At 69.7% G+C, this 18,943-nt stretch carries 17 protein-coding genes; 7 read left to right on the top strand and 10 right to left on the bottom strand.

The features are described from left to right. Positions 1 to 134 precede the first annotated feature (134 nt). Both AB0H37_RS33080 and bioB read left to right on the top strand, forming a co-directional pair. Entirely contained in the window at positions 135 to 365 is a 231-nt protein-coding gene (locus AB0H37_RS33080; RefSeq protein ID WP_179834375.1) for a hypothetical protein, read from the top strand. 368 nt (positions 366 to 733) lie between these two features. Continuing rightward, positions 734 to 1,885 carry a biotin synthase BioB gene (bioB, locus tag AB0H37_RS33075; protein WP_329091835.1) on the top strand — a complete coding sequence of 384 codons (1,152 nt, stop codon included), beginning with the start codon at positions 734 to 736 and terminating at the stop codon, positions 1,883 to 1,885. Positions 1,886 to 2,159: 274 nt separating this feature from the next. Here the strand turns inward: bioB and AB0H37_RS33070 are convergent, their stop codons facing one another. The 6 genes from AB0H37_RS33070 to AB0H37_RS33045 form a co-directional block, all read right to left on the bottom strand. Beyond that, positions 2,160 to 2,810 (bottom strand): nucleoside triphosphate pyrophosphohydrolase, encoded by a 651-nt coding sequence (locus AB0H37_RS33070; RefSeq protein WP_360616778.1) that lies wholly within the window; start codon positions 2,808 to 2,810, stop codon positions 2,160 to 2,162. An 11-nt stretch (positions 2,811 to 2,821) separates the two neighbouring features. Next, positions 2,822 to 3,370, bottom strand: coding sequence for a hypothetical protein (locus tag AB0H37_RS33065; protein WP_360616777.1), 549 nt, complete (start codon positions 3,368 to 3,370; stop codon positions 2,822 to 2,824). Between the two features lie 523 nt (positions 3,371 to 3,893). Then, complete coding sequence (locus AB0H37_RS33060; protein ID WP_360616776.1) at positions 3,894 to 5,117, bottom strand: cytochrome P450; 1,224 nt, start codon at positions 5,115 to 5,117, stop codon at positions 3,894 to 3,896. 147 nt (positions 5,118 to 5,264) lie between these two features. Further along, positions 5,265 to 6,548, bottom strand: coding sequence for a citrate synthase (locus tag AB0H37_RS33055; RefSeq protein WP_329091829.1), 1,284 nt, complete (start codon positions 6,546 to 6,548; stop codon positions 5,265 to 5,267). Positions 6,549 to 7,011: 463 nt separating this feature from the next. After that, positions 7,012 to 7,920, bottom strand: a complete 909-nt coding sequence (locus AB0H37_RS33050; RefSeq protein WP_229810695.1) for a serine/threonine-protein kinase — start codon at positions 7,918 to 7,920, stop codon at positions 7,012 to 7,014. A gap of 63 nt (positions 7,921 to 7,983) precedes the next feature. Continuing rightward, the gene (locus AB0H37_RS33045; RefSeq protein WP_360616775.1) at positions 7,984 to 8,922 is read right to left on the bottom strand and encodes an aldo/keto reductase; all 939 of its coding nucleotides are present in this window, start codon (positions 8,920 to 8,922) and stop codon (positions 7,984 to 7,986) included. Between the two features lie 124 nt (positions 8,923 to 9,046). Between AB0H37_RS33045 and AB0H37_RS33040 the strand changes: the two genes are divergently transcribed. Then, positions 9,047 to 9,829 carry a hypothetical protein gene (locus AB0H37_RS33040; RefSeq protein WP_360616774.1) on the top strand — a complete coding sequence of 261 codons (783 nt, stop codon included), beginning with the start codon at positions 9,047 to 9,049 and terminating at the stop codon, positions 9,827 to 9,829. A 153-nt stretch (positions 9,830 to 9,982) separates the two neighbouring features. Here the strand turns inward: AB0H37_RS33040 and AB0H37_RS33035 are convergent, their stop codons facing one another. Continuing rightward, positions 9,983 to 10,666, bottom strand: a complete 684-nt coding sequence (locus AB0H37_RS33035) for a hypothetical protein (protein WP_360616773.1) — start codon at positions 10,664 to 10,666, stop codon at positions 9,983 to 9,985. An 868-nt stretch (positions 10,667 to 11,534) separates the two neighbouring features. Here AB0H37_RS33035 and AB0H37_RS33030 point away from each other — a divergent pair. Continuing rightward, entirely contained in the window at positions 11,535 to 11,795 is a 261-nt protein-coding gene (locus AB0H37_RS33030) for a hypothetical protein (RefSeq protein WP_360616772.1), read from the top strand. A gap of 763 nt (positions 11,796 to 12,558) precedes the next feature. Here AB0H37_RS33030 and AB0H37_RS33025 read toward each other — a convergent pair. Next, the gene (locus AB0H37_RS33025; protein WP_360616771.1) at positions 12,559 to 13,518 is read right to left on the bottom strand and encodes a hypothetical protein; all 960 of its coding nucleotides are present in this window, start codon (positions 13,516 to 13,518) and stop codon (positions 12,559 to 12,561) included. A 414-nt stretch (positions 13,519 to 13,932) separates the two neighbouring features. Between AB0H37_RS33025 and AB0H37_RS33020 the strand changes: the two genes are divergently transcribed. After that, entirely contained in the window at positions 13,933 to 14,145 is a 213-nt protein-coding gene (locus AB0H37_RS33020; protein WP_179834386.1) for a helix-turn-helix domain-containing protein, read from the top strand. A gap of 82 nt (positions 14,146 to 14,227) precedes the next feature. On the opposite strand, the gene AB0H37_RS33015 is transcribed toward AB0H37_RS33020, so the two are convergent. Continuing rightward, a complete protein-coding gene (locus tag AB0H37_RS33015) occupies positions 14,228 to 15,643 on the bottom strand; it encodes a DUF2786 domain-containing protein (protein ID WP_360616770.1) in 1,416 nt (471 codons plus the stop codon). 360 nt (positions 15,644 to 16,003) lie between these two features. Here AB0H37_RS33015 and AB0H37_RS33010 point away from each other — a divergent pair, with 360 nt between their 5' ends. Further along, positions 16,004 to 16,273 (top strand): hypothetical protein, encoded by a 270-nt coding sequence (locus tag AB0H37_RS33010; protein ID WP_179834387.1) that lies wholly within the window; start codon positions 16,004 to 16,006, stop codon positions 16,271 to 16,273. Positions 16,274 to 16,343: 70 nt separating this feature from the next. Here AB0H37_RS33010 and AB0H37_RS33005 read toward each other — a convergent pair whose 3' ends face one another. Beyond that, positions 16,344 to 17,438 (bottom strand): winged helix DNA-binding domain-containing protein, encoded by a 1,095-nt coding sequence (locus AB0H37_RS33005; protein ID WP_360616769.1) that lies wholly within the window; start codon positions 17,436 to 17,438, stop codon positions 16,344 to 16,346. A gap of 492 nt (positions 17,439 to 17,930) precedes the next feature. Here AB0H37_RS33005 and AB0H37_RS33000 point away from each other — a divergent pair, with 492 nt between their 5' ends. Then, complete coding sequence (locus AB0H37_RS33000; RefSeq protein WP_179834389.1) at positions 17,931 to 18,455, top strand: hypothetical protein; 525 nt, start codon at positions 17,931 to 17,933, stop codon at positions 18,453 to 18,455. Positions 18,456 to 18,943: the final 488 nt, after the last annotated feature.

Raw genomic sequence — 18,943 nt, 5'->3', positions numbered from 1 at the left:
AGCGAGACTAGCGAGCCCCGCGGACATTCCTTTCGCACGAAGTCCTGAGCTAGGAGCCGGGTACGTCTGACCGCCAGGACTCGTCCCGGCGTGTCGCTCGCTTCGAACGTGTGTTCGGGCTAGCTTGTCGTCTCGTGCTGATCGATGAACCGGTCTCGGCGGAGACCACGCCCACGGGCCGCCCCTCCCAGATCACCGGCCCCCGAGGTCGCTACCACGTGCGCCGAGTCCTCGAAGAATGGCAGGCCCCGGGCCAGGCGAGGTTCTACCGCCTCCAGGTGGCGACACCGGACGGCCCCGCGATCGCCGAGGTCATCGCTCCCCATAAGCCCGGTCCGTGGACCCTCCACCAGGTCTGGCCCTGACCTTCCCAGACCAGTACACGCCGTCCTCCCCGCAACTCGGCCGTCCCGAACGCCCCGCGCCCTCTCGCGCGGGGCGCTCGTCATCCTGGGTCTGGGTGTACGCACCTGATCGGACGTGTCAACGTCCCAGGCGCGTGGGGGTGTCGGCACGGCGCCGACACAGATTCCGGACTCCGACTTCGACCAGTCCGGTGGCGACGCCGACCCGGTCGGTGGGCCGGGCGCGAACGGCCCACTATGCCGACCAACGCCGTTTCGCCAGGCGTGGCCTGCGTGGCCTCGCGCTGCTGTGATCAACAGATCTTGATCGGCCTTCTTGTACGGTGCGGGCCTTGGCATGGCGTGCGCAGGAGGCGAGGATCTGCGCCATGGATCTGCTGGAGACTCTGGTCGGCAAGGGGTTGCGCCGTGAGCCGCTGTCCCGGGCCGAGGCGCTCGCGGTGCTGGAAACCTCTGATGACGAGCTGCTGGACGTGGTGGCCGCCGCCGGCAGGGTACGCCGGCACTGGTTCGGGCGCCGGGTCAAGCTGAACTATCTGGTCAACCTGAAGTCGGGGCTCTGTCCTGAGGACTGCTCGTACTGCTCGCAGCGGCTGGGTTCGAAGGCGGAGGTCCTGACCTACACCTGGCTGAAGCCCGGCGAGGCGGCCGCGGCGGCCGGAGCGGGCGTGGCCGGTGGCGCCAAACGCGTGTGCCTGGTGGCCAGCGGGCGCGGCCCGACCGACCGGGACGTGGAGCGGGTCGCCGACATCATCGCGGCGATCAAGGAACGCGACGAGGATGTCGAGATCTGCGCCTGCCTCGGACTGCTGTCGGGCACGCAGGCGGGGCGGCTGCAAGGGGCCGGCGTCCACGCCTACAGCCACAACCTGAACACCGCCGAAGCCGCGTATGCGGACATCTGCACCACGCACGAGTTCGGCGACCGGGTCGACACCGTGCGGCAGACCAAGGCGGCGGGCCTGTCGGCCTGCTCCGGGCTGATCGCCGGTATGGGGGAGAGCGACGCGGACCTCGTGGACGTGGTGTTCGCGCTGCGTGATCTGGACGTGGACTCGGTCCCGGTGAACTTCCTGATCCCGTTCGAGGGGACGCCGATGGCCGGGAAGTGGGCTCTCACCCCGCAGCGCTGCCTGCGGATACTGGCGATGGTGCGTTTCGTCTGCCCGGACGTGGAGGTGCGTCTCGCCGGCGGGCGGGAGATCCATCTGCGGACGCTCCAGCCCCTCGCGCTGCACGTGGTCAACTCGATCTTCCTGGGCGACTACCTGACCAGCGAGGGGCAGGCGGGCAGAGCAGACCTCGACATGATCGCCGACGCGGGCTTCGAGGTCGAGGGCACGGCCACCACCACGCTGCCCGAACACCGAAGGCGATCGAAGCCCCCCACGTCCGATGACGAACCCGAACGAGAACTCACCGGCGCCGCCCGCCCTCCGCAAGCCTCCCGGCCGGCCCGAGCCGACCTGGTGACGGTACGCCGCCGCGGAGCCGGCACCGACCTGCCCCCCAACGCCTGACCCGCGCAACCCGTCCCCAGCGATGCCCTGAGAGCCGACCCCCACCGACCCAACGCCTGGACACCCCAAAGCGTGGCGCTCTGCGGGCTGTGTGTCCCGGGGGGTGTGACGCTTGCAGGGAGTTGGGGCGTCTTCAGGGGCTGGGTGCCTCGCCGTCCGCTGCGCTCCGGGGGCGGGTGCGTGCGGTCTTGGTCGAGGCGTGCGTAGCAGGGTGCCGTGAGGTGAGTCTGAGCGCGGTCGGCTGTGCATTGACCGGTCCTGTAGCTCGGAGGTGTCAGTGGGGGAGGCGGAGGACGAGGCGCTTGGAGAAGGCTCCTCGTTCCGCCGCCTTGGCAGCGCGTTGCTCTTCCAACTGCTCGGGTGTGAGGCCGTGGAGGGCGGCGAAGGCGTGTAGCACCTCCAGGAGGTCGGCGAGCTCCGCAGGATCGTCGGTCGCGAGGTACTCGCCGGCCTCCTCGTAGAGCTTGTTGCGCAGCAAGGCGGCCTGTTCCTCCCGGGTCGCGGTCCGGGTTTCCGGGGATCCGCCCTCATCTCGGATGATCTCGGGGATCCGATCGCGGACGAGCTTCTCGGGTCGGCGTCCGTCCCTGGTCTGGTGCACGGTCGCGCCGTGCCGCCGGTCCAGGGACTGGACCCACTTGAGAGCGACCGCCGCCGTCTGGACCAGTTCGTTACGGAGGCTTCGCGGGTCGGATTCGGCCAGTGACTCGTAGAACTCCTCGGTGAGAATGTGCCGCCACGTCAGCTCGCCACGCGCCCATGCCGCGGCGCATTCCTGTTTCGCCTCCTCCGCACGCGCGGTGAAACCCGTGCCGGTGCCGTCAGGGAACTCCTGGACGCCCCACATACGGTCTTGGGCCTCACGTTCTGCGGCCACATCCGCCAGCGCCCTCGCGAGTGATCCCCGTGCGTGCTCGTTCTCCATGCCCGATGACGTTAGCCACTCGGACGGCCCGCCATGGCGTGGTCCGGTTCGCAGCTGAGCAGTTCATGCAGGATGGGCGGGAGTTCGTCCCACAGCCATTCGTTCAGCGTGCCCGGAAAGTCCGCGGGCGGCCGTACGGCCAGGCGATGGGGCGTCACCTCGGAGAGGGAAACGGCGAGGGGGCCGTCGTCCCACAGGGGATCGCGGTTGCCCCAGAAGGCGGAGAAGTCGGCGCTCGTCAGCAGCAACTCCGCGGGCAGGGCATGCTCTCCCGGATGCCTGCCGAGTGGCAGCAGCCGTTGGGCGGCGGTGCGCAGGACGTTGAGCGCGGCCAGGTCGTGCGGGCAGGCGACGTTGGTGATCTGCAGTTCGGGCAGGCCGAACCGGCACAGCCCCCGGGTGGTGAGGTAGACGCAGGCGCAGCCGTCGATGTCGTCCTCGTCGGCGGCGCAGTGGCCGGAGTTCCTGTAGGGCGGCAGGCTGGCGCCGAGCCAGTCGTCGGCGAGGGCGAACTCGTCGAATCTTCCGAAGGGCACGACGGGCAGGACCTGGCTCGACACGGGGTCCACGAGCACGCCGCAGACCGATTCGGCGATCGCCTTCGCCGCGGCGCGGGCGAGGTGAGGCCCCAGCGGCAGATCACCGGCGGGCAGGACCGAGGTGACGCCATGTGCTGCGTCGCCTGGCGGAGCCTCTCGGTGTCGTCGGCGTCCGGCCCGGTGACGCCGGAGAGGTCCCACGGTGAGTTCACGGCGGGGTGGCAGGCGAGTGCGAGTCGGGGAGAACCGAGCCGTTCCGACATCGCCGCCGCGAAGGAGCCGGAGAACCTTCGCAGGATCGCCGCCGACAGGTCGCCGGGGTTCCTGTCGGTCGCGACGACGAAATCGGCGGTCGTCTCTTCGGGGACCGTGATGGTGACGCGCATTGCAGCCTCCTCGTGGCCGGTGGACCGGCGTGCGAGGTCCAGCATCGAGGAGGCCGCCAGGCGAGCCGAGGAGAACGAGATCCTGTGGATAACCGCCGCCTGCGTCGCGGAACGGCCGGGGCCGGGGCCGGCGGCAGGCGGCAGCCTTCCGGTGGAGGTCAGAACGCGCAGGTCAGGGACTTGATCCCGTTGATGAAGCTCGTCCGCTGGCGGACGGGCGGCGCGGTGGCGTGCAAGGTCGGCAGCCGCGTGTACAGCTCGCGAAGCAGCACCGTGATCTCGCGGCGGGCCAGGTGGGCGCCGAGGCAGAAGTGCGGTCCGGGGGCCCCGAAACCGAAGTGGGGGTTGGGCGAGCGCATGACGTCGAACGCGAGCGGGTCGTCGAAGACGTTCTCATCCCTGTTCGCCGAGGTGTAGTAGAGGACCACCCGGTCGCCGGCGCGGTAGACGTGGCCGCCCAGCTCGTGGTTGCGGGTCAGCGTGCGGCGCATCCACGTCACCGGGGTGGAGTAGCGGACGATCTCCTCGACGGCGGCCGGAAGCCGGACGTCCAGGTCCGCCAGCAGGACGTCTCGCTGCTCAGGGTTGTCGGTGAGCAGGCACAGGGCGTGCGACAGCGCGTTGCGCGTCGTCTCGTTCCCCGCCACCACCAGCAGTGAGAAGAAACGGCCCAGATCGAGGTCGTCGAGGGCCTCCCCGTCGACGTTCGCGTGCGTCAGCGCGGTGACGAGGTCGTCTGCGGGGTTCTCGCGGCGCAGCCGACCGAGATCGGCCATGAGCGCGTGCAGGAGAGAGAACTTCTCGGTGAGGACCGTCGTCCTGTCATCTCCGTCAGGGCCGACGTAGTCGGGGTCGCCGATGGCGATGATGACGTTCGTGGCGTCGATGACGTCGTCGTACGCGGACTCGGGGATGCCCATCATCGAGCAGATGATCTGCAGGGGCATCGGCATGGCGACGTGCTCGACGAAGTCGCACGGGCCGCGCTCGGCCAGCTCGTCCACGATGTGGCGGGCCAGGACGGCGACGTCCCCCGTGACCCGCTGGACGAGGCGCGGGGTGAACGAGCGGGAGACGATCCGGCGGAGCCGCGCGTGCCGGGGATCGTCGATGCTGATCATGGAGCCGCTGTAGGGGGCGACCTGCGGGGGCGGGTCGACCAGGCTGACCGCGGTGGGCTGCGAGCTGAACACCTGGGGGTTCCGGCTGGCCTCGGCGACCTCCTCGTAGCGGGTGATCGCGTAGAACCCCGGTTCGTCCGGTACAGGGCAGAAGGCCGGCCCTTCCGCAGCCCTCAGGGAGGCGAACACTTCATCGCGTTCGTCCTGCGGTTTCGACCAGAAGTCCAGGCTGACGAGGCCGCTCTCGGCGATGGAGGGCATGTGTGGGAGCGCCTTCCGCTGGGGGAGCCGTCACCCACAGGCTAACCCGGCGGTGCCCCAAAAGATGATCATGGGCGGGCGGGGTGAGTTCCCCGCCCGCCGCGCACGAACGTCCGCCGTCCCGGGGTCGCGCCCGGGAAACCGCCGTCAGCGGGCGGAAAGCTCCACGAAGGGGCGCTCGCCCGGTCCGACGTAAACCTGGCGCGGACGACCGATCTTTGTGGACGGATCGTTCATCATCTCGCGCCACTGGGCGATCCAGCCGGGAAGCCGGCCCAGGGCGAACAGGACCGTGAAGGCGTTCGTCGGGAACCCCATGGCCTTGTAGATGACGCCGGTGTAGAAGTCCACGTTGGGGTACAGCTTGCGCTCGATGAAGTAGTCGTCGCTGAGGGCGACCTCTTCGAGGCGCATGGCCAGGTCCAGCAGCGGGTCCGACTTGCCGAGCGCGTCCAGGACCTTGCCCGTCGCCTTCTTCACGACGGCCGCGCGCGGGTCGTAGTTGCGGTAGACCCGGTGCCCGAAGCCCATGAGCTTGACGCCGGGCTCCTTCTTCTTGACGCGCTCGACGAACGAGTCGATGTCGTCGCCGTTCTCGTGGATGCGCTCCAGCATCTCCAGGACGGCCTGGTTGGCGCCACCGTGCAGCGGGCCGAACAGAGCGTCGACGCCCGCCGACACAGAAGAGAACAGGTTCGCCTGGCTGGAGCCCACCAGCCGCACCGTGGACGTGGAGCAGTTCTGCTCGTGGTCGGCGTGCAGGACGAACAGCATGTCCAGCACGCGCGCGATCTCCGGATCGATCTCGTACGGCTGCGTGGGCAGGCCGAACATCATGCGCAGGAAGTTCTCCACGTACCCGAGGGAGTTGTCGGGGTAGAGCAGCGGCTGCCCGTTGGACGTCTTGTAGGCGTAGGCCGCGATGGTCGGGAGCTTCGCGATGAGCCGGATGCTCGACCGGTCGACCTGCTCAGGGTCGAACGGGTCGAGGCTGTCCTGGTAGAACGTCGACAGAGCGCTGACCGCGGACGACAGCACGGCCATCGGGTGCGCGCGGCGCGGGAAGGCGGAGAAGAACGCGCGGAACTTCTCGTCCAGCAGCGTGTGGTGGCGCACGTTGTCGGTGAACGTGCCCAACTGGTCCGCCGTCGGCAGCTCACCGTAGATCAGCAGGTAGGCCACTTCGAGGAAGGACGATTTCTCCGCCAGTTCCTCGATGGGGTAGCCCCGGTAGCGCAGGATTCCCGCCTCACCGTCGATGTAGGTGATGGCCGACGTGGTGGACGCCGTGTTGGTGAACCCCGGATCGAGCGTGACGTGGCCCGTCTCCTTGAGGAGGCTGCCCACGACCAACCCCGAGGGGCCCTCGGTCGCCTCGCTGACCTCCAGAGGCATGCGGCCGCCCGCGTGGTCGAGCTCGAAATCCGACATACTCGCTCACTCCCAACTGCGTCCACACCTGCGTAGACGTTCCGGTTTCATCGTATCCACGTGATCACAGGGGCTTGATCCGGGCCGTCTCCGTTGACGGCGGACCTCCGGCCGCGCGGGCGCGAGCCGCTCACGCCTCGTCATGCCCGCTCCACCGGTGCTCGCGGACGCGGCGCCCCCGACCCTTTCGTCCGTCCATCGGAACGGGACGAGTCGGTCAGGAACGCCTGGTCCGGCTGGCCTGGGCAGAAAGCTGGACGGTCAGCAGCGATCGACCAGATTTCGCCCTCCTCGCCGGTCGTTCACCGGCCGGTCGGCCGGCGTGGCGTTCTCATGATCTCGTGCAATGGGAGAGGATGCGACGGAGGCGGCTCGGCGCCGTGCCGGTGAAGCCGGTGAAAGTGAGAAGAATCTCAGGCCCCCTGCCGCCATGGCCGACCGGTCATACGGCCCTGTGCACGCCTTACTCCTTCGGCACACGCAAGGTCGGCTGCTCCGCCGTCAACTCGACCAGTGTCCGTTCCTGGACGTCGATCAACTGCTCGACGTCCAGGGGCGGCCACTCCTCGCCGTAGTGCGCGTCCAGCAGCGTGCTCAGGGCGACGAGGATCTGCTCGGGGGTCGGACGCTCCCCCGGGTCCTTCGTGAGGCAGCGCGTGACGAGCCCCAGCATGGGAGCCGGCAGGAGGGTGAGGTCGGGTTCGCCGTAGACGATCCGTCCGCGAACCTTGTGCCCGCCACCGAACGGCGCCGCACCGGTCGCCGCGAAGACGAGCGTCGAGCCGAGGGAGAACACGTCGCTCTCCGGATGGACGGGATCGCCGAGGGCCTGTTCAGGCGACATGTACGCGGGCGTCCCCAGAATCTCCGTACGCGAGAGCGGCAGCGCGTCCAGGAGCCGGGCGATGCCGAAGTCGATGACCCGCGGCCCGTCCGAGGCGAGCAGGACGTTGGACGGCTTCAGGTCGCGGTGGACGATCCCCGCCCCATGGATGGCGATCAGCGCCTCCGCCAAACCGGCTCCCAGCCGGCAGGCCGTCTGCTCCTGGAGCGGCCCTCTCTCCCGGACCACCTCGGAGAGACTCACCCCGCGGATGTACTGCGTCGCCAGCCACGGCTGCGCCGCATCCGGATCGGCGTCGACGACGGGCGCCGTGTAGAAGCCGCTCACGGAGCGCGCCGAGGTGACCTCGCGGCGGAACCGTTCCCGCCACCTGGGATCGTCCAGCAGTTCCGGCCGGATGACCTTCACGGCGACCAGCCGCCTGCTGGGTGACGCCCCGAGGAACACCTCGCCCATGCCACCGGAACCGAGCCGGGCGACCACGCGGTACGGGCCGATCATCTGGGGAGGTTCGGGCTGCAGGGACACGGCTATCCGATCATGGTGGGGCGTGCTCAAATCGTGCCACGGGACGCGGGTTCGTCCGACCGCTCACGTCCAGGAGAGCGCGCTCCGTTCGGCCCAGTAGCGTTCCGCTGGGACGGCCGGCCTCGCCAGCTCCTCCAGGTCGCCCTCATCCAGGAGCACATCCGCCGCCGCGAGGTTGGTCTGCAACTGGGCCGTGCTCACCGCGCCGATGAGGACGGTGCCGGCCCAAGGGTTGCTGAGTGCCGCCGCCAGAGCCACGGCGTCGGGCCCCACGTCATGCTCGGAGGCGAGGTTCTCCACCTCCAGGGGTGGCCGCACGGCAAGCCTGCCGTTCGCCAGCACTTCCTTGAGCAGCACATGCAGACCGGCGTCATCGGCCTCGCGCAGCGCTTCCCCGGCAGAGGGCTCCAGGATGTTCCACGTCGATTGGACCGTGCTGAACAGCCTCTGACCGGCCACCTCCAATCCCATGGCCCGCCTGATCGTGTCTGCCTGCCGTGGACCGGACGTCGAGAACCCCACGCGAACACCCTCAGCGGTCAGCTGGGCCAGAGCCTCCTGTAGGGGAACATCCCGGAACAGCGGACTCTCCTCCGTGAGCGAATGCACCTGATATACGGCCAGGTGCCCGCCCAGCAGGCTTCGCGTCTCTTCGTACTGGGTCTGAAACCGGCCAAGACTGTGCTCCTTGACCTCGTGCACCTCCGCGTCGGCCCTCCACTCGCCGACGTAGGCGTAGCCCCACTTGCTCGACACGCGGATCCCTTCGGGGGCGCGGGCCGCCAGCCAGCCGCCAAGGAACTCTTCTGCTCTGCCGTAGGAGCGCGCAGCGTCCACCCATCGAACGCCTGCCGCGTAGGCAGCGTCGAGGACGCTCCAGGTCGCCTCGCGCATCGCCTCCACGCTCCGCCCCGCCGGCAGTTCCCCGGCGCTTCCCACATTGATGTAGGCCGGCCGCCCCAGCGCGGCAAGACCGACTCCGAGCCGACTAATCGCATCCATGCCTTCAGCCTTCCATGCAGACGCCCGGCCGCCTTTATCCACAGAACCGCGTTCTAGCCGTTGGGGTGGCATCCATCCATGAGGCTGGTCACGTCCAAGTCAACGCGACAAGAAAGGCCCGGCCATGCCTGAGACGACGCGCGCCGATCACGGTGCCAACCAGCTCGCCATCCTTCTCGGTCTCGCTCGTTGGCAGCTGCGCCTCGGCCTGGAACACGGGCTGCTCCCGAAACCCGACCTTGAGGGGGACCGGTGGTCCGCCGCCCTCGCCGAGGGGGCCGTCGGCCGCCGCGAGGAGATCGTCGCCCGGTTCGGCGACGAGCCCCCGATCGGCTCGGCGAGGGCCGCCGCCCGGCTGGCGTCCCGGGTGGGCCTCGACGTCGAGCGCGGGGACGTCGAGGTCCTGGTGACCCGAGGCGACCTCGACGTCATCAGTACCTTCCGCGGATTTCCCGTCTACCTGCTTCACGACCTGGACCGGCTCGATCCCGACTCCGTGCGCCGAGTGGTCACCGCCAGGAAGGGCCCGCTCACCGACACCGTCGACGCCGGCGGAGCGGCGACCATCCTCGGCTGGCCCCGCAAGACCTTCGACCGGATCGCGAGCGAACGCGGCCTGGAAACGGACAGGCTCGGCCGCTACGCACTCTCCGACGTCCAGGCACTGAGCTCGGACGAGCACCTGACCCGTCAGGTGGGGGAGGAACAACGGACCATGGTCCTCGCTCGAACGCGCCGGTCCGAGACCCGCGCCGAAGACGTGGTCCGCGCCTGGATCCTGCGGTGCTCTGCCTTTCTGGACCGCGACGCCGACGAGCCCCCGAACACCGCCCCTTTGGGGCGAGCGCTGAGAAGCCTCACAACGATCAGGGCCGATCGAGCGAGGCAAGAAAGCCTGACCCCCTAGCGCGGCCGGCCCGCCCGCGAGGTCCCGCGAGAGCACGCCCTGACGGGCTGCACGAGAAGCAATGACGACCTGGGAAGGCCTGGAGTCGCCGCTCGGTGCGTTCGCCCGGGGAGATCTCAGCATCAGGGCGTTGACGTGCGGCGCGGGTGTCGTCTAACCGCGTCGGGAGGTCGAGCGGCGGCGGCTCGGTGGCTTCCGGGCGTCCTTGTGCCGGTCCAGGACCTTCATCAGTCGGTCACGGGCTTCCGTACGGGACATCGCCGGAAGGTGGGAAGGAAAGTTGGACGCCACGGCGGGAGACGCCTCGACCAGGCCCTCGTCGTCGATCGTGGCCTGGTCGCCCGTCCAGTGACCGAGCAGGATCGCGAACACGGCGTCCGGGTGGTGTGTGAGAAGCGCCGCGATCCGTTCGGCCTCCTGGGCGCAGTCGGCCACCAGAAGGAGACGACGCCCCTGCGAGACGCCGCTCTTCTCCCGGATGGCGAGCTCCGTCTCCAGGTAGGCGAGGGCCGCGTCGAGGTTCCCCGGGATGAAGAGCCCGGCCGTGTCGTCGTCGAGAAGTTCGTCCTCGGCCAGACCGAAGAGGGTGATGGCGTCGGGCCGTGGGACGACGACCAGCGAGTCGTCACCGTGCGCGTCGAGCGCGGTCAGTGCCAGTACCCGCGCGGTGGACGTGGCGCCCGGGCCCTTGAGGCCTGCGGCCGGTGTGGCGAACGGGTTGAGCATGGGGCGGTAGGTGAAGTGCGCGGGCTGAGGGTCCTGGGCGTTGGGTGCTGGACCGGGGGACAGGCCGGCGATGGCGGCGGTGTAGATGCGATGCCGGAACGGATAGCACATCGCCGCTGCGGCGGGGAGCAGTAGGCCGAGGAGCAGGACCGGCTGCAGTGAGGAAGGACGTGAATCGACCTCGTCGGCCTGTTCGCGTGCTTGTACAGGGGCGGCGGGCGCGGAGGTGCGCTTGGAAGTGCTCTGGGAGGGCTTGGAAGTGCGCTGGGAGGGGCTGGGAGAAGGGGATGCACTTCTCGGACGGCCTGGCGGGCCGGCATTGGGCGCCGGGTCCTCGCGCGGGCGCGGCGATGGCGCATTGTGTTCCTTCTTGGGTTTGCGGTCGTACCGGTGGCCCCAGCGGGGAAAATCTCCTCCGTGCCCCGAACGTCTCCGAGACCTCTCGTACATCGCCACCCATGCCTCCTTGCATTTATGTGCGGTGTACCGGTCGCCGGCGGCGTGGCGACAGACAGGGGGGACGGGCCTGTGCGGTTCCGGCTCGGTTCCGGCGGCGGCGTCGGACGGAGCCGCCGCACCGATGCTGATGGCGCCGGCCATGGCGGTACAGCCCAGGAAGCCGCAGGTGCAGCGGAGCCATTCGCCGAAGGCGACGGCGAGTCTGGGATGTGCCAGGAAACGGTTCATCTTCGCCCCGGGGGATCGCGTCGGTCACCGTGTGAATGCCGATCGTAGCCACTTTGGCTACGGAGCGTTGAACTTTACCCACAGTCCGCTCAGATGATCAGGTGAAGCCGATGCCGCCGCATCCGCGACTGAGATGTAGGGCATTTTCCGGATCATCCTAAATATCGCTGCCTGCCCCTCCGGCTGCCCGTTGGGCCGCCAGAGTGCTGAATTCCCGCGCATTCAAAGGGGTGCGCGATGAGCGGGCCGGTGATAAGACCTCCACAAGCAACGACACCTGCATGATCAGCACATGATCGGACTTCTTGAGGAGCCCTCCGTAGTGGCATGCTCGGGTGACGGCACGGCCCCAAAACTGTCACTCGCTGTCACTGCGGCCCTCGCCCCGACGCTCCCGGGTGTTCAACCCTGCCAACCTGACCAGGAAGGCGAGTGGCCGCCGATCCAGCCGAAGATCGAGAACAACGCGCTGATCGTGCTGCCGGGCGCGCGGATCGCCGACGCTGTGTCGGCGGGGGCGTGGGGTGCCTTCCTGCGCCAGGGGCAGAGCTGAATGACCTCCGGGCGGCACCTGGTGCACGACGCCGAGTACGTGGCGGCGCTGGCCGACAAGGCCGACAAGCTCCCGGTCGGCGACCCGGCCGCCGGGCCGAACGCCCTCGGCCTCATCATCGACGCCGGTCGTGAATTCGCCCGCCCGCCAGGCGCTGAACCGGTGGCAAGGTCAGGCTTGTCGGGATCGACTTGGTGCCGCTCTTTGATCGATCCTCTCTACCGCGATGATCGCGGCGCTGAACGCGCCAGCAGCGTGCCGGGTCAGCCCGCCCGGCCGCTGGAGCGCAGCACGCCGAGGCCCTCCCACAGTCCGATCGGGCCGCGTCGCCACCGTGGCGTCCTCCGCCCGCCGCGCCGTATGCGGGAGTTGGTCGGGAGTTGGTCAGAGTCTCTCTGGAGTCGGTGACGACACAGTGGCCTTGAGCCGGTACCAGGCGGTGGCGACCGGGCCATGACCTGGTGGGTCTCGGCGAGGTCGATCTCTGTTGTGGAGCCTGGGCCTTCGCGGCGGCGCGTTGCCAGTGGTCCCGGCCGCCCTGGAGCGGGACGGCCGGGAGGTTCTGAGGCGCGGCGTGGGCGTTGCAGGGCTGCCAGTCGTCGTGTCGATGAGGCGGATCCTGGTCGGGAGCCGTGGTCCTTTCTCGGTGGCCGAGGCGGTGGCCGAGGCGGTGGCCGAGGCGGGGCCGAGTGGGCGGTGGCTTGTTGGAGGCGGGCGGGACGGCCGTCGGGCCGCTGCGGTGCTTGGGCTTGGGGGCGCGGTGCTAGGCGGCGGTGGGGAGGGGGTGGGATGCGGGGGCGTCTTGGGTGTCGTGCAGGCCCAACGGGAGGGTGTCGCCCCAGAGCCAGTGATTGATCGTGCCTTCGAAGTGGGCGGGCGGGCCTACGGCGATGAGGCGGGCGGTCAGCGGGGAGAGCTGGACTTGGAAGGGCGACGGCGGTGTGAGGGGGACTCGGCGGGTGGTGCCCCAGAAGTCGTTGAAGTCGTTCTGGGTCAGGTCGAGGGCGTCGGGGATCGTGCGGTCGCTGACGGCCGGGCCGGTGGCCAGCCAGGACCAGTGGTCGGTCAGGAGGCGGCGGGCGGTGGTGCGCAGGACGTTGAGGGCGGTGAGGTCGTGCGGGCAGGCGACCTCGGTGATCTGGAGTTCGGGCAGGCCGAAGCGGCGCAGGCCGCGGGTGCGCAGCCGGAGGCAGGCACAGCCGTTGACGCCTTCCGGATCGACACCCGGGTCGGCGGCGGTGCAGCGGCCGTTGGCGCGGAACGGCGGCAGGACGTCGCCCAGCCATCGGTCGGCCAGGACGAAGCGCGTCCTCTCCCGGGTGGACGGGGTCAGGACGTGGCCCGTGACCAGGTCGGCGGCTATCCCTCCGGTGGCCTCGGCGAGGGCGTACGCGGCGGCGCGGGCCACCTGGACCGCTCGCGGCTGGTCGGTGACCGGGGCGAACGCGGTGACGACGGCGAACTGCTCGGCCTCGTTGAAGGCGCGTGCGAGCTGCCGGTCCTCCGGTCGGGCGGCCGTGATCTGCCCTGGGTCCCAGCGAAGGCAGGTGAGGTCTTCGCGGGCGACCTGGAGCTGGCGTGTGCCCAGGCGTCCGGCGATGTGGGCGAGGTAGGGGCCGTCCACGGTTCTGAGAAGGGCGGCGGGGCCCTCCGGGATGTTGGTGGCGGCCACGGCGAACCGTGAGGTGGTGGTGGACGGGACCGGGAATGTGATCGTGGCCATGGGACTCCTCCTCGGCTGTCGGGACGCGCCCAGCATGCGCGGCGGTCCGGTCGAGGGGCAGGAGAACGCGGTTCTGTGGATAACCCGATCGTCTGGGGCGGCTGTGAGGCCGGTGGCCGTTCGGGGCGGGGTGTCCGGTGGAGCCGGTCGGGCTCGTGGGGGAGGCGGGGTTCCGGTCCTGGGGCGGCCGGAGCGGGTGATCCGGCGGATCGGCCGAGAGGTGGCGGTGACAGACACGTCTGTCTAGCTCCGACACGCCGTTCGCCATGGAAAAGACCAGCTTCGGCCGAATTCGCGGTGATTCGCGCGGCATCGACGGCGCAATCGGGGGGAATGTGTACGTTGGGGAGATCAACACTGCTGTGAGCTGCGGGGACGGGCCCCGCCGCCCAGCCTTCAAATCAGGAGGTCCCCGTGGCTCGAACAATGTCGAGGGGCACCCGCGTCACCGGTGCCGAACGCACCAGGCTCGCCGCCGAACTCGCTCCGCGGTACGCCGCCGGCGAGAGCATCCGCGATCTGGCCGCCGAGACCGGCCGGTCGTACGGGTTCATCTACAACGTCCTGAAGGAGGCGGGAGTGCCGCTGCGCGGCCGGGGCGGCAACACCCGGCGCAAGAAGGACTGACCCGCTCCCGAGCACAGCGAGACTAGGAAGAAGCGAGCACATGGCCGGACGTCCCCCTCGCCCCCCGGGGGGACCCCGTGCGCTACGGACCGCGGAACGCCCCGGTGACCTCGGAGCGCCCGTTCAGGCTGGCGACGTCGGCGGCCGCCCGCCCGGCCACCCAGCCCTCATAGTTGGAGACCGAACCCGCCCGCCCTTTGGCGAGGCCGGGGAACATCGTGTCGACGGCCTGATCGACGGCCTGGTCGCGCGCCGCCAGCACGGGAAGCAGATCCTTCCCGCCGGCGCCCGCGGCCGCCCTGTCCGCCGCTCCTCGCAGCCGCTCCCCGATGCGGACGGCGTAGGCGCTGAGGAACGCGTGGCGGAACGAACGCGTTCGTGACCGTCCGCGCGCGTCGCGCCTTGGCCCCGCGTGCACCATGGCGGACGTCGCCTGCACCAGCAGGGACGTGAACAGGATCTCCACTGCGGCCAGGTCGGCCGGGAACCCGAGGACGGTGGAGAACCCCAGCTCCCGATGCCAGATCGCGCGGCAGTGATTGGCCTCGGCCACCACCGTCAACAGGACGGCCTTGGGTGCGTCGTAAGGACTGTCCACCGCGATGCGCCGCCCGTCAGGGCCTCTCATGTCGCCTGTCTCCGCGGCGAGCAGCGCGTGGTCGATGCTGTGCCGCGCCATCAATTCCTGGGCGCGCGTGCTGAGCGCCTCCGCCTCCTCGGGGAACTCGGTCGACTCGGCCTTGGCCAGAAGCGCACGGACCCGTCCCAGAATCCGCTGATCGGCCTCCGCCCGCCTGTCGCCGCCCCTGGCCTTCCCAGGTGACCCATTACGGGCCCTCCCCGAACCGGACGTTTCCCTGTCGGGGCGAGGCGTCCCCGCGGAGTCCTCGTCCGTATCGGCGCTGGGGTTCCCTGCGTTGAACGTGCCCGGGCCATGACCGTTCCCGCGGGGGGTGCCCGTCCTGGGCTTACCGGTACCAGGAGGTGGGGTGATGGGAGGGAGCCTCGCGAGGGTTTCCAGGAGGTGGATGAGTTCGACGGCGCAGGTCACGTAGGTCGCGCGTGCGACTTCTTCCCGGCGGCACCAGTGGGACGGGTGAGAGCCGTCATCCGGCCACCACACATCGGCCTGGAGGGCGGCCAGCTGTTCGTGCCAGCGATCGTCGACGGTGCCGGGGGAGTAGGTGCGCATCTCGTCGGCGATCGCGTCGGTGGCGAGGCGAGCGTGGCGGGTCGTGTGCCGGCGGGTGGTGAAGCGCACCAGGTCGGCCGGTTGCCAGCCGCGCTGCCAGGCGGAAGTGATCCCGCGCCGCAGCCGGTCGGCGAGGCAGCGGTCGGCGGCGACCGACCAGCCGGGAGTGCCGGGACGGTCGGTCAGTTCGCCCACGAGCCGCCGGAACAGGGTGCGGTCGCCGCGGGCGAGCGATCGCACCGCCTCGTCCGTGGTGTGGGCGACCGAGGCTTCGAACGTCCGGCCGCCCCGCCAGGTCTTCCGCACCGCCACTCCTGCCGTCCGACGTCACCCGGGGGGACGATCCTCCCATCCGGCGGTGACGAGGCTCGCCGCTGTCCGGCCGGAAGGTGCAAAGGCTGCGTCGGTTCGCTTCGGTCGCGGAATGGGCGTGCTCGTCCGAATCATGTTCGGTCCTTGGGGGCGGCGACCACGCCGAACCGGACTCGGACGACGAACGGTGGACCGCCGTCACATGCGGACATGACAGTATGAGCGTGGACAACTTCGAATAGTGATCAATCCGATATCTTCGTTGATTGAAAGATCCACGAGATAGGCGCAAGCTATCCCAGACGTCTGGAATGCCCCGCCCGTTCCTTCCGACCGACCGCCGACAGGACACTGATGTTCGAGATCTGGGAGACGAGTGAGCCCGCGCGGCTCATCAGCGACGCGGGGAGCCTGAAGGTCGCACTGGAGAAGGTCGACACCATGTGCCGGCTCAGGCACGACCAGGCCGCGGCGCACGTGGGCGAGACCGGCGAGGGCTACCACTTCGAGATCAGGGACCACGACGGCAAGGCGCTGGCGCGGCTGAGCTACGTCCCGGACACCTCCCGCGCGTACCAGAGCGTCGTGGTCGAGGAGATGCGCGGGCAGGACGGCGCCGGCTAGCGGCAGTCATCCCGACAGCCCCCGGTCATCGTTCCGGGGGCCGTCGCACGCGAGGCCGGAGGTGGTCTCGCTACTCCTCGACGGTGACGACCGCTTCCTTTGCGTCCGGCTCCAAGAAGCGCAGCATGGCTTCGCCCTCGGCCCTCAGTTCCTCGATGGCGGTCCGGGGGAGAACCTCGAACGGGCGCATCCGGAGCGTCGCGACCTTGCGCTTGTACTCCGTCTCCCAGATGCCGCGCGCGAACCCGTCCCATAGGAAGACGGCGCGGACGCGCAGGTTCTTGGTCGTGAGCATGGGGCGGTGGTCGTCGGCGATGACGCGCCTGCGGTCGGCGTGCGCGAGGACGAGGCTGTCGAACTCGGGCAGGAATCGTGCGGGGGCCGGGGCGTCCTCGCCGGGGCGCGGCGCGTCCGGCAGGTCGAACAGATCCCGGCCCTTGTCGTCGGTAAAGGTGCGCAGACCTGGGCGAAGGCGTTCCAGAGCCTCGCCGGTCGAAGACAGTCCGGACCACGTCTGCGCGTCCGCGGCGGACGCCGGCCCGTAGGCGGCGAGGTAGCGGAGCATCAGCTCGTCGATGGCGTTCTCAGCGTCCGGCCCCGAATCCAGCCAGGAGTCTGCCAGCGCGAAGCGCGACGAGCGCGGGAAGCCCCACCTGTCCTCGGTGGGCACCATGACCAGAGGCACGCACAGCCGGACGGCATAGCCGAGGGCACGGTCGTTGACGTCTGGGAACTGCTGCTGGAGCAGCGCGCGTACCTCATTGAACGTGAGAGGTTCTCTCGCCAAGAGAGAGCGTGCGGCGGGGACGACCTTCTCCAGATCGAGCCCCTTGGCGCGGTCGCCCAGCACTCGAAGCCCGCCGTCCAGCATCGGCTGCATCGCCGCACGGAACGCCTTGTAGTCCGCACTCGTCACCAGGTGCAGCGTGGCGCGCATCATGGTGGCGCGCACCAGCGATCGATCGTGCAAGGCGGAGTGCAGATCGGATGCCTGGAACTCTTCGAGGCGCGTCCACAGCCCCAGGAACGGCGGCTTGGGCTCCTGGGCCTGCATCCCGCACAGCCGTTCCACCGCCTCGGTTACCTGAATCGGCTCCCGTGCGAGCAGCATCTGCCGTGCCAGCGTGGCCCGGTTGAGGGCCCGGACGCTCAGGGTCTCTGTCATCCGTCCAGAATGCCGCCTGATGGACGCCCGCGCGTTCGGCGCCATGCTGTGGACCACACTGGCGGGCCGGCGGGTGGAGGGTGTGATCGAGATCTCCCGCCGCGGGGCGGCTGGTCCGTCCGTGCGGCGGGGATGGTGACCTGGCGCTACCTCGCGAACGTGTCGGTCCGGTACTCCGCGTTCCACCCGGGCCGGACCGAGCGTGGATCTTCGCCGGAATCCGGCTTCCGTCTGCGTGGTCGGGGATGCACGCACCGTGCAGGTCGTCGGCGGCCATCGGGCCGGAAGAGCGGGCCGACCGTTCGGATCCGTGCTGGTCAAGCCGTTGCAGACGCCCTGCGAGCGTGTCGTGGCGTGATCGAGAACGATCGACCGACGTGGGGGTTACGGCAGGATTTTTCTTGAAATGCACGTGCATCAGCTCTTGCACCTGCACGCCATCCCTAGCAGGATTGCCCCGGACCCCCGCACGTGAACTCCCCGGAGATCGCGATGACCGCACACTTGAACGACAGTGACCGACAGGCGCTGCGGCTGGCCCAGGATCTCCGCGAGGAGATGCGGGCGGCACTTCCGCAGTTGCCGACTACGCCCTCGGTATCCCCGTTCGTCGACCAGGCCGGGATGCCGAGCGTCCTGCTGAAGATGGACGCCGAGACGGCCCGCGCCCTCATGGCCGTGCTGGCCGAGCGTCGCGGCGCGGCGGCGGAGCAGCGCCGGGCGGACGGCTCGCATGTGCCGCCGCCCGTCCCGCCGCCCGTGGCCCAGGCCGTCCCGGCGGCCCAGGGCCCCATCGTGGCCGGCCTGCCCTACGCGGAGCCTGCCTATGCGGAGCCCGCCTACGGTGCGCCCGCTTACGGGCAACCCCCGTACGCGGAGGCTCCGTACGCGGAGTCGCCGTACGCGGAGGGCCCCTACGCGGAGTCGCCCTACATTCCGCCGCAGCCGAGTCCCACCGTCTTCACCGGCGGTACCGGCCCGACGCCGCTCGTGCCCTCGGTCTACCCGACGCACTGACGGCTGACGAGAACGTTCCCCCGCGCAGCTCACGGCCGTGCGGGTATGCGGCCGCGCCGCGCGGTCCGATCATGTGGGTCCGACTGCTTCCTGCGGTCGCGCATACGCTGTGACGGGTCCAGGGTGTGCGTGTGCGGCCACCCATCTTCAGCGCCCATGCGCCCCCGAGCTGTTCCCCGTGCCCGCGGCAGAGCGAGGCGGAGGGGGCGCGGCGGAGCCGGGGCCATCGGAGTAAAGATCTTTCTTGGGGTGGGCTCGGCACCCGGTGACCGGCCCTCAGGCCCTATGGGAAAGGCGCTCCGGTCCAGTCCGGGCTTAAAAGATCTACCTTCCCAAAGGTAAAGAAATCCCCCGTTTGGCGAAAGCACGGTAATGCCGTATATAGTCATCCCCAGGTCAGGGTCAAAGAACCGTTGACCTGGCCAATCGCATAACCGCCGCTTCCCGCCCGCCAGGCGGGATCCCTTTCGCCGAACGCAGCCGTACCA

The organism is Actinomadura sp. NPDC023710 (assembly GCF_040639875.1).
GTDB classification, from domain to species: domain Bacteria; phylum Actinomycetota; class Actinomycetes; order Streptosporangiales; family Streptosporangiaceae; genus Spirillospora; species Spirillospora citrea.
The sequence above is the reverse complement of the archived record's forward strand: the minus strand, read 5'-3'. Positions and strand labels throughout refer to the sequence as shown.

Excerpts from the sequence above, each read along its gene's own strand:
- bioB (WP_329091835.1), top strand. The coding sequence starts at position 734 with ATGGATCTGCTGGAGACTCTGGTCGGCAAGGGGTTGCGCCGTGAGCCG.
- AB0H37_RS33070 (WP_360616778.1), bottom strand. The coding sequence starts at position 2,810 with ATGGAGAACGAGCACGCACGGGGATCACTCGCGAGGGCGCTGGCGGAT.
- AB0H37_RS33060 (WP_360616776.1), bottom strand. The coding sequence starts at position 5,117 with ATGCCCTCCATCGCCGAGAGCGGCCTCGTCAGCCTGGACTTCTGGTCG.
- AB0H37_RS33055 (WP_329091829.1), bottom strand. The coding sequence starts at position 6,548 with ATGTCGGATTTCGAGCTCGACCACGCGGGCGGCCGCATGCCTCTGGAG.
- AB0H37_RS33045 (WP_360616775.1), bottom strand. The coding sequence starts at position 8,922 with ATGGATGCGATTAGTCGGCTCGGAGTCGGTCTTGCCGCGCTGGGGCGG.
- AB0H37_RS33040 (WP_360616774.1), top strand. The coding sequence starts at position 9,047 with ATGCCTGAGACGACGCGCGCCGATCACGGTGCCAACCAGCTCGCCATC.
- AB0H37_RS33035 (WP_360616773.1), bottom strand. The coding sequence starts at position 10,666 with ATGTGCTATCCGTTCCGGCATCGCATCTACACCGCCGCCATCGCCGGC.
- AB0H37_RS33030 (WP_360616772.1), top strand. The coding sequence starts at position 11,535 with ATGATCGGACTTCTTGAGGAGCCCTCCGTAGTGGCATGCTCGGGTGAC.
- AB0H37_RS33025 (WP_360616771.1), bottom strand. The coding sequence starts at position 13,518 with ATGGCCACGATCACATTCCCGGTCCCGTCCACCACCACCTCACGGTTC.
- AB0H37_RS33010 (WP_179834387.1), top strand. The coding sequence starts at position 16,004 with ATGTTCGAGATCTGGGAGACGAGTGAGCCCGCGCGGCTCATCAGCGAC.
- AB0H37_RS33005 (WP_360616769.1), bottom strand. The coding sequence starts at position 17,438 with ATGACAGAGACCCTGAGCGTCCGGGCCCTCAACCGGGCCACGCTGGCA.
- AB0H37_RS33000 (WP_179834389.1), top strand. The coding sequence starts at position 17,931 with ATGACCGCACACTTGAACGACAGTGACCGACAGGCGCTGCGGCTGGCC.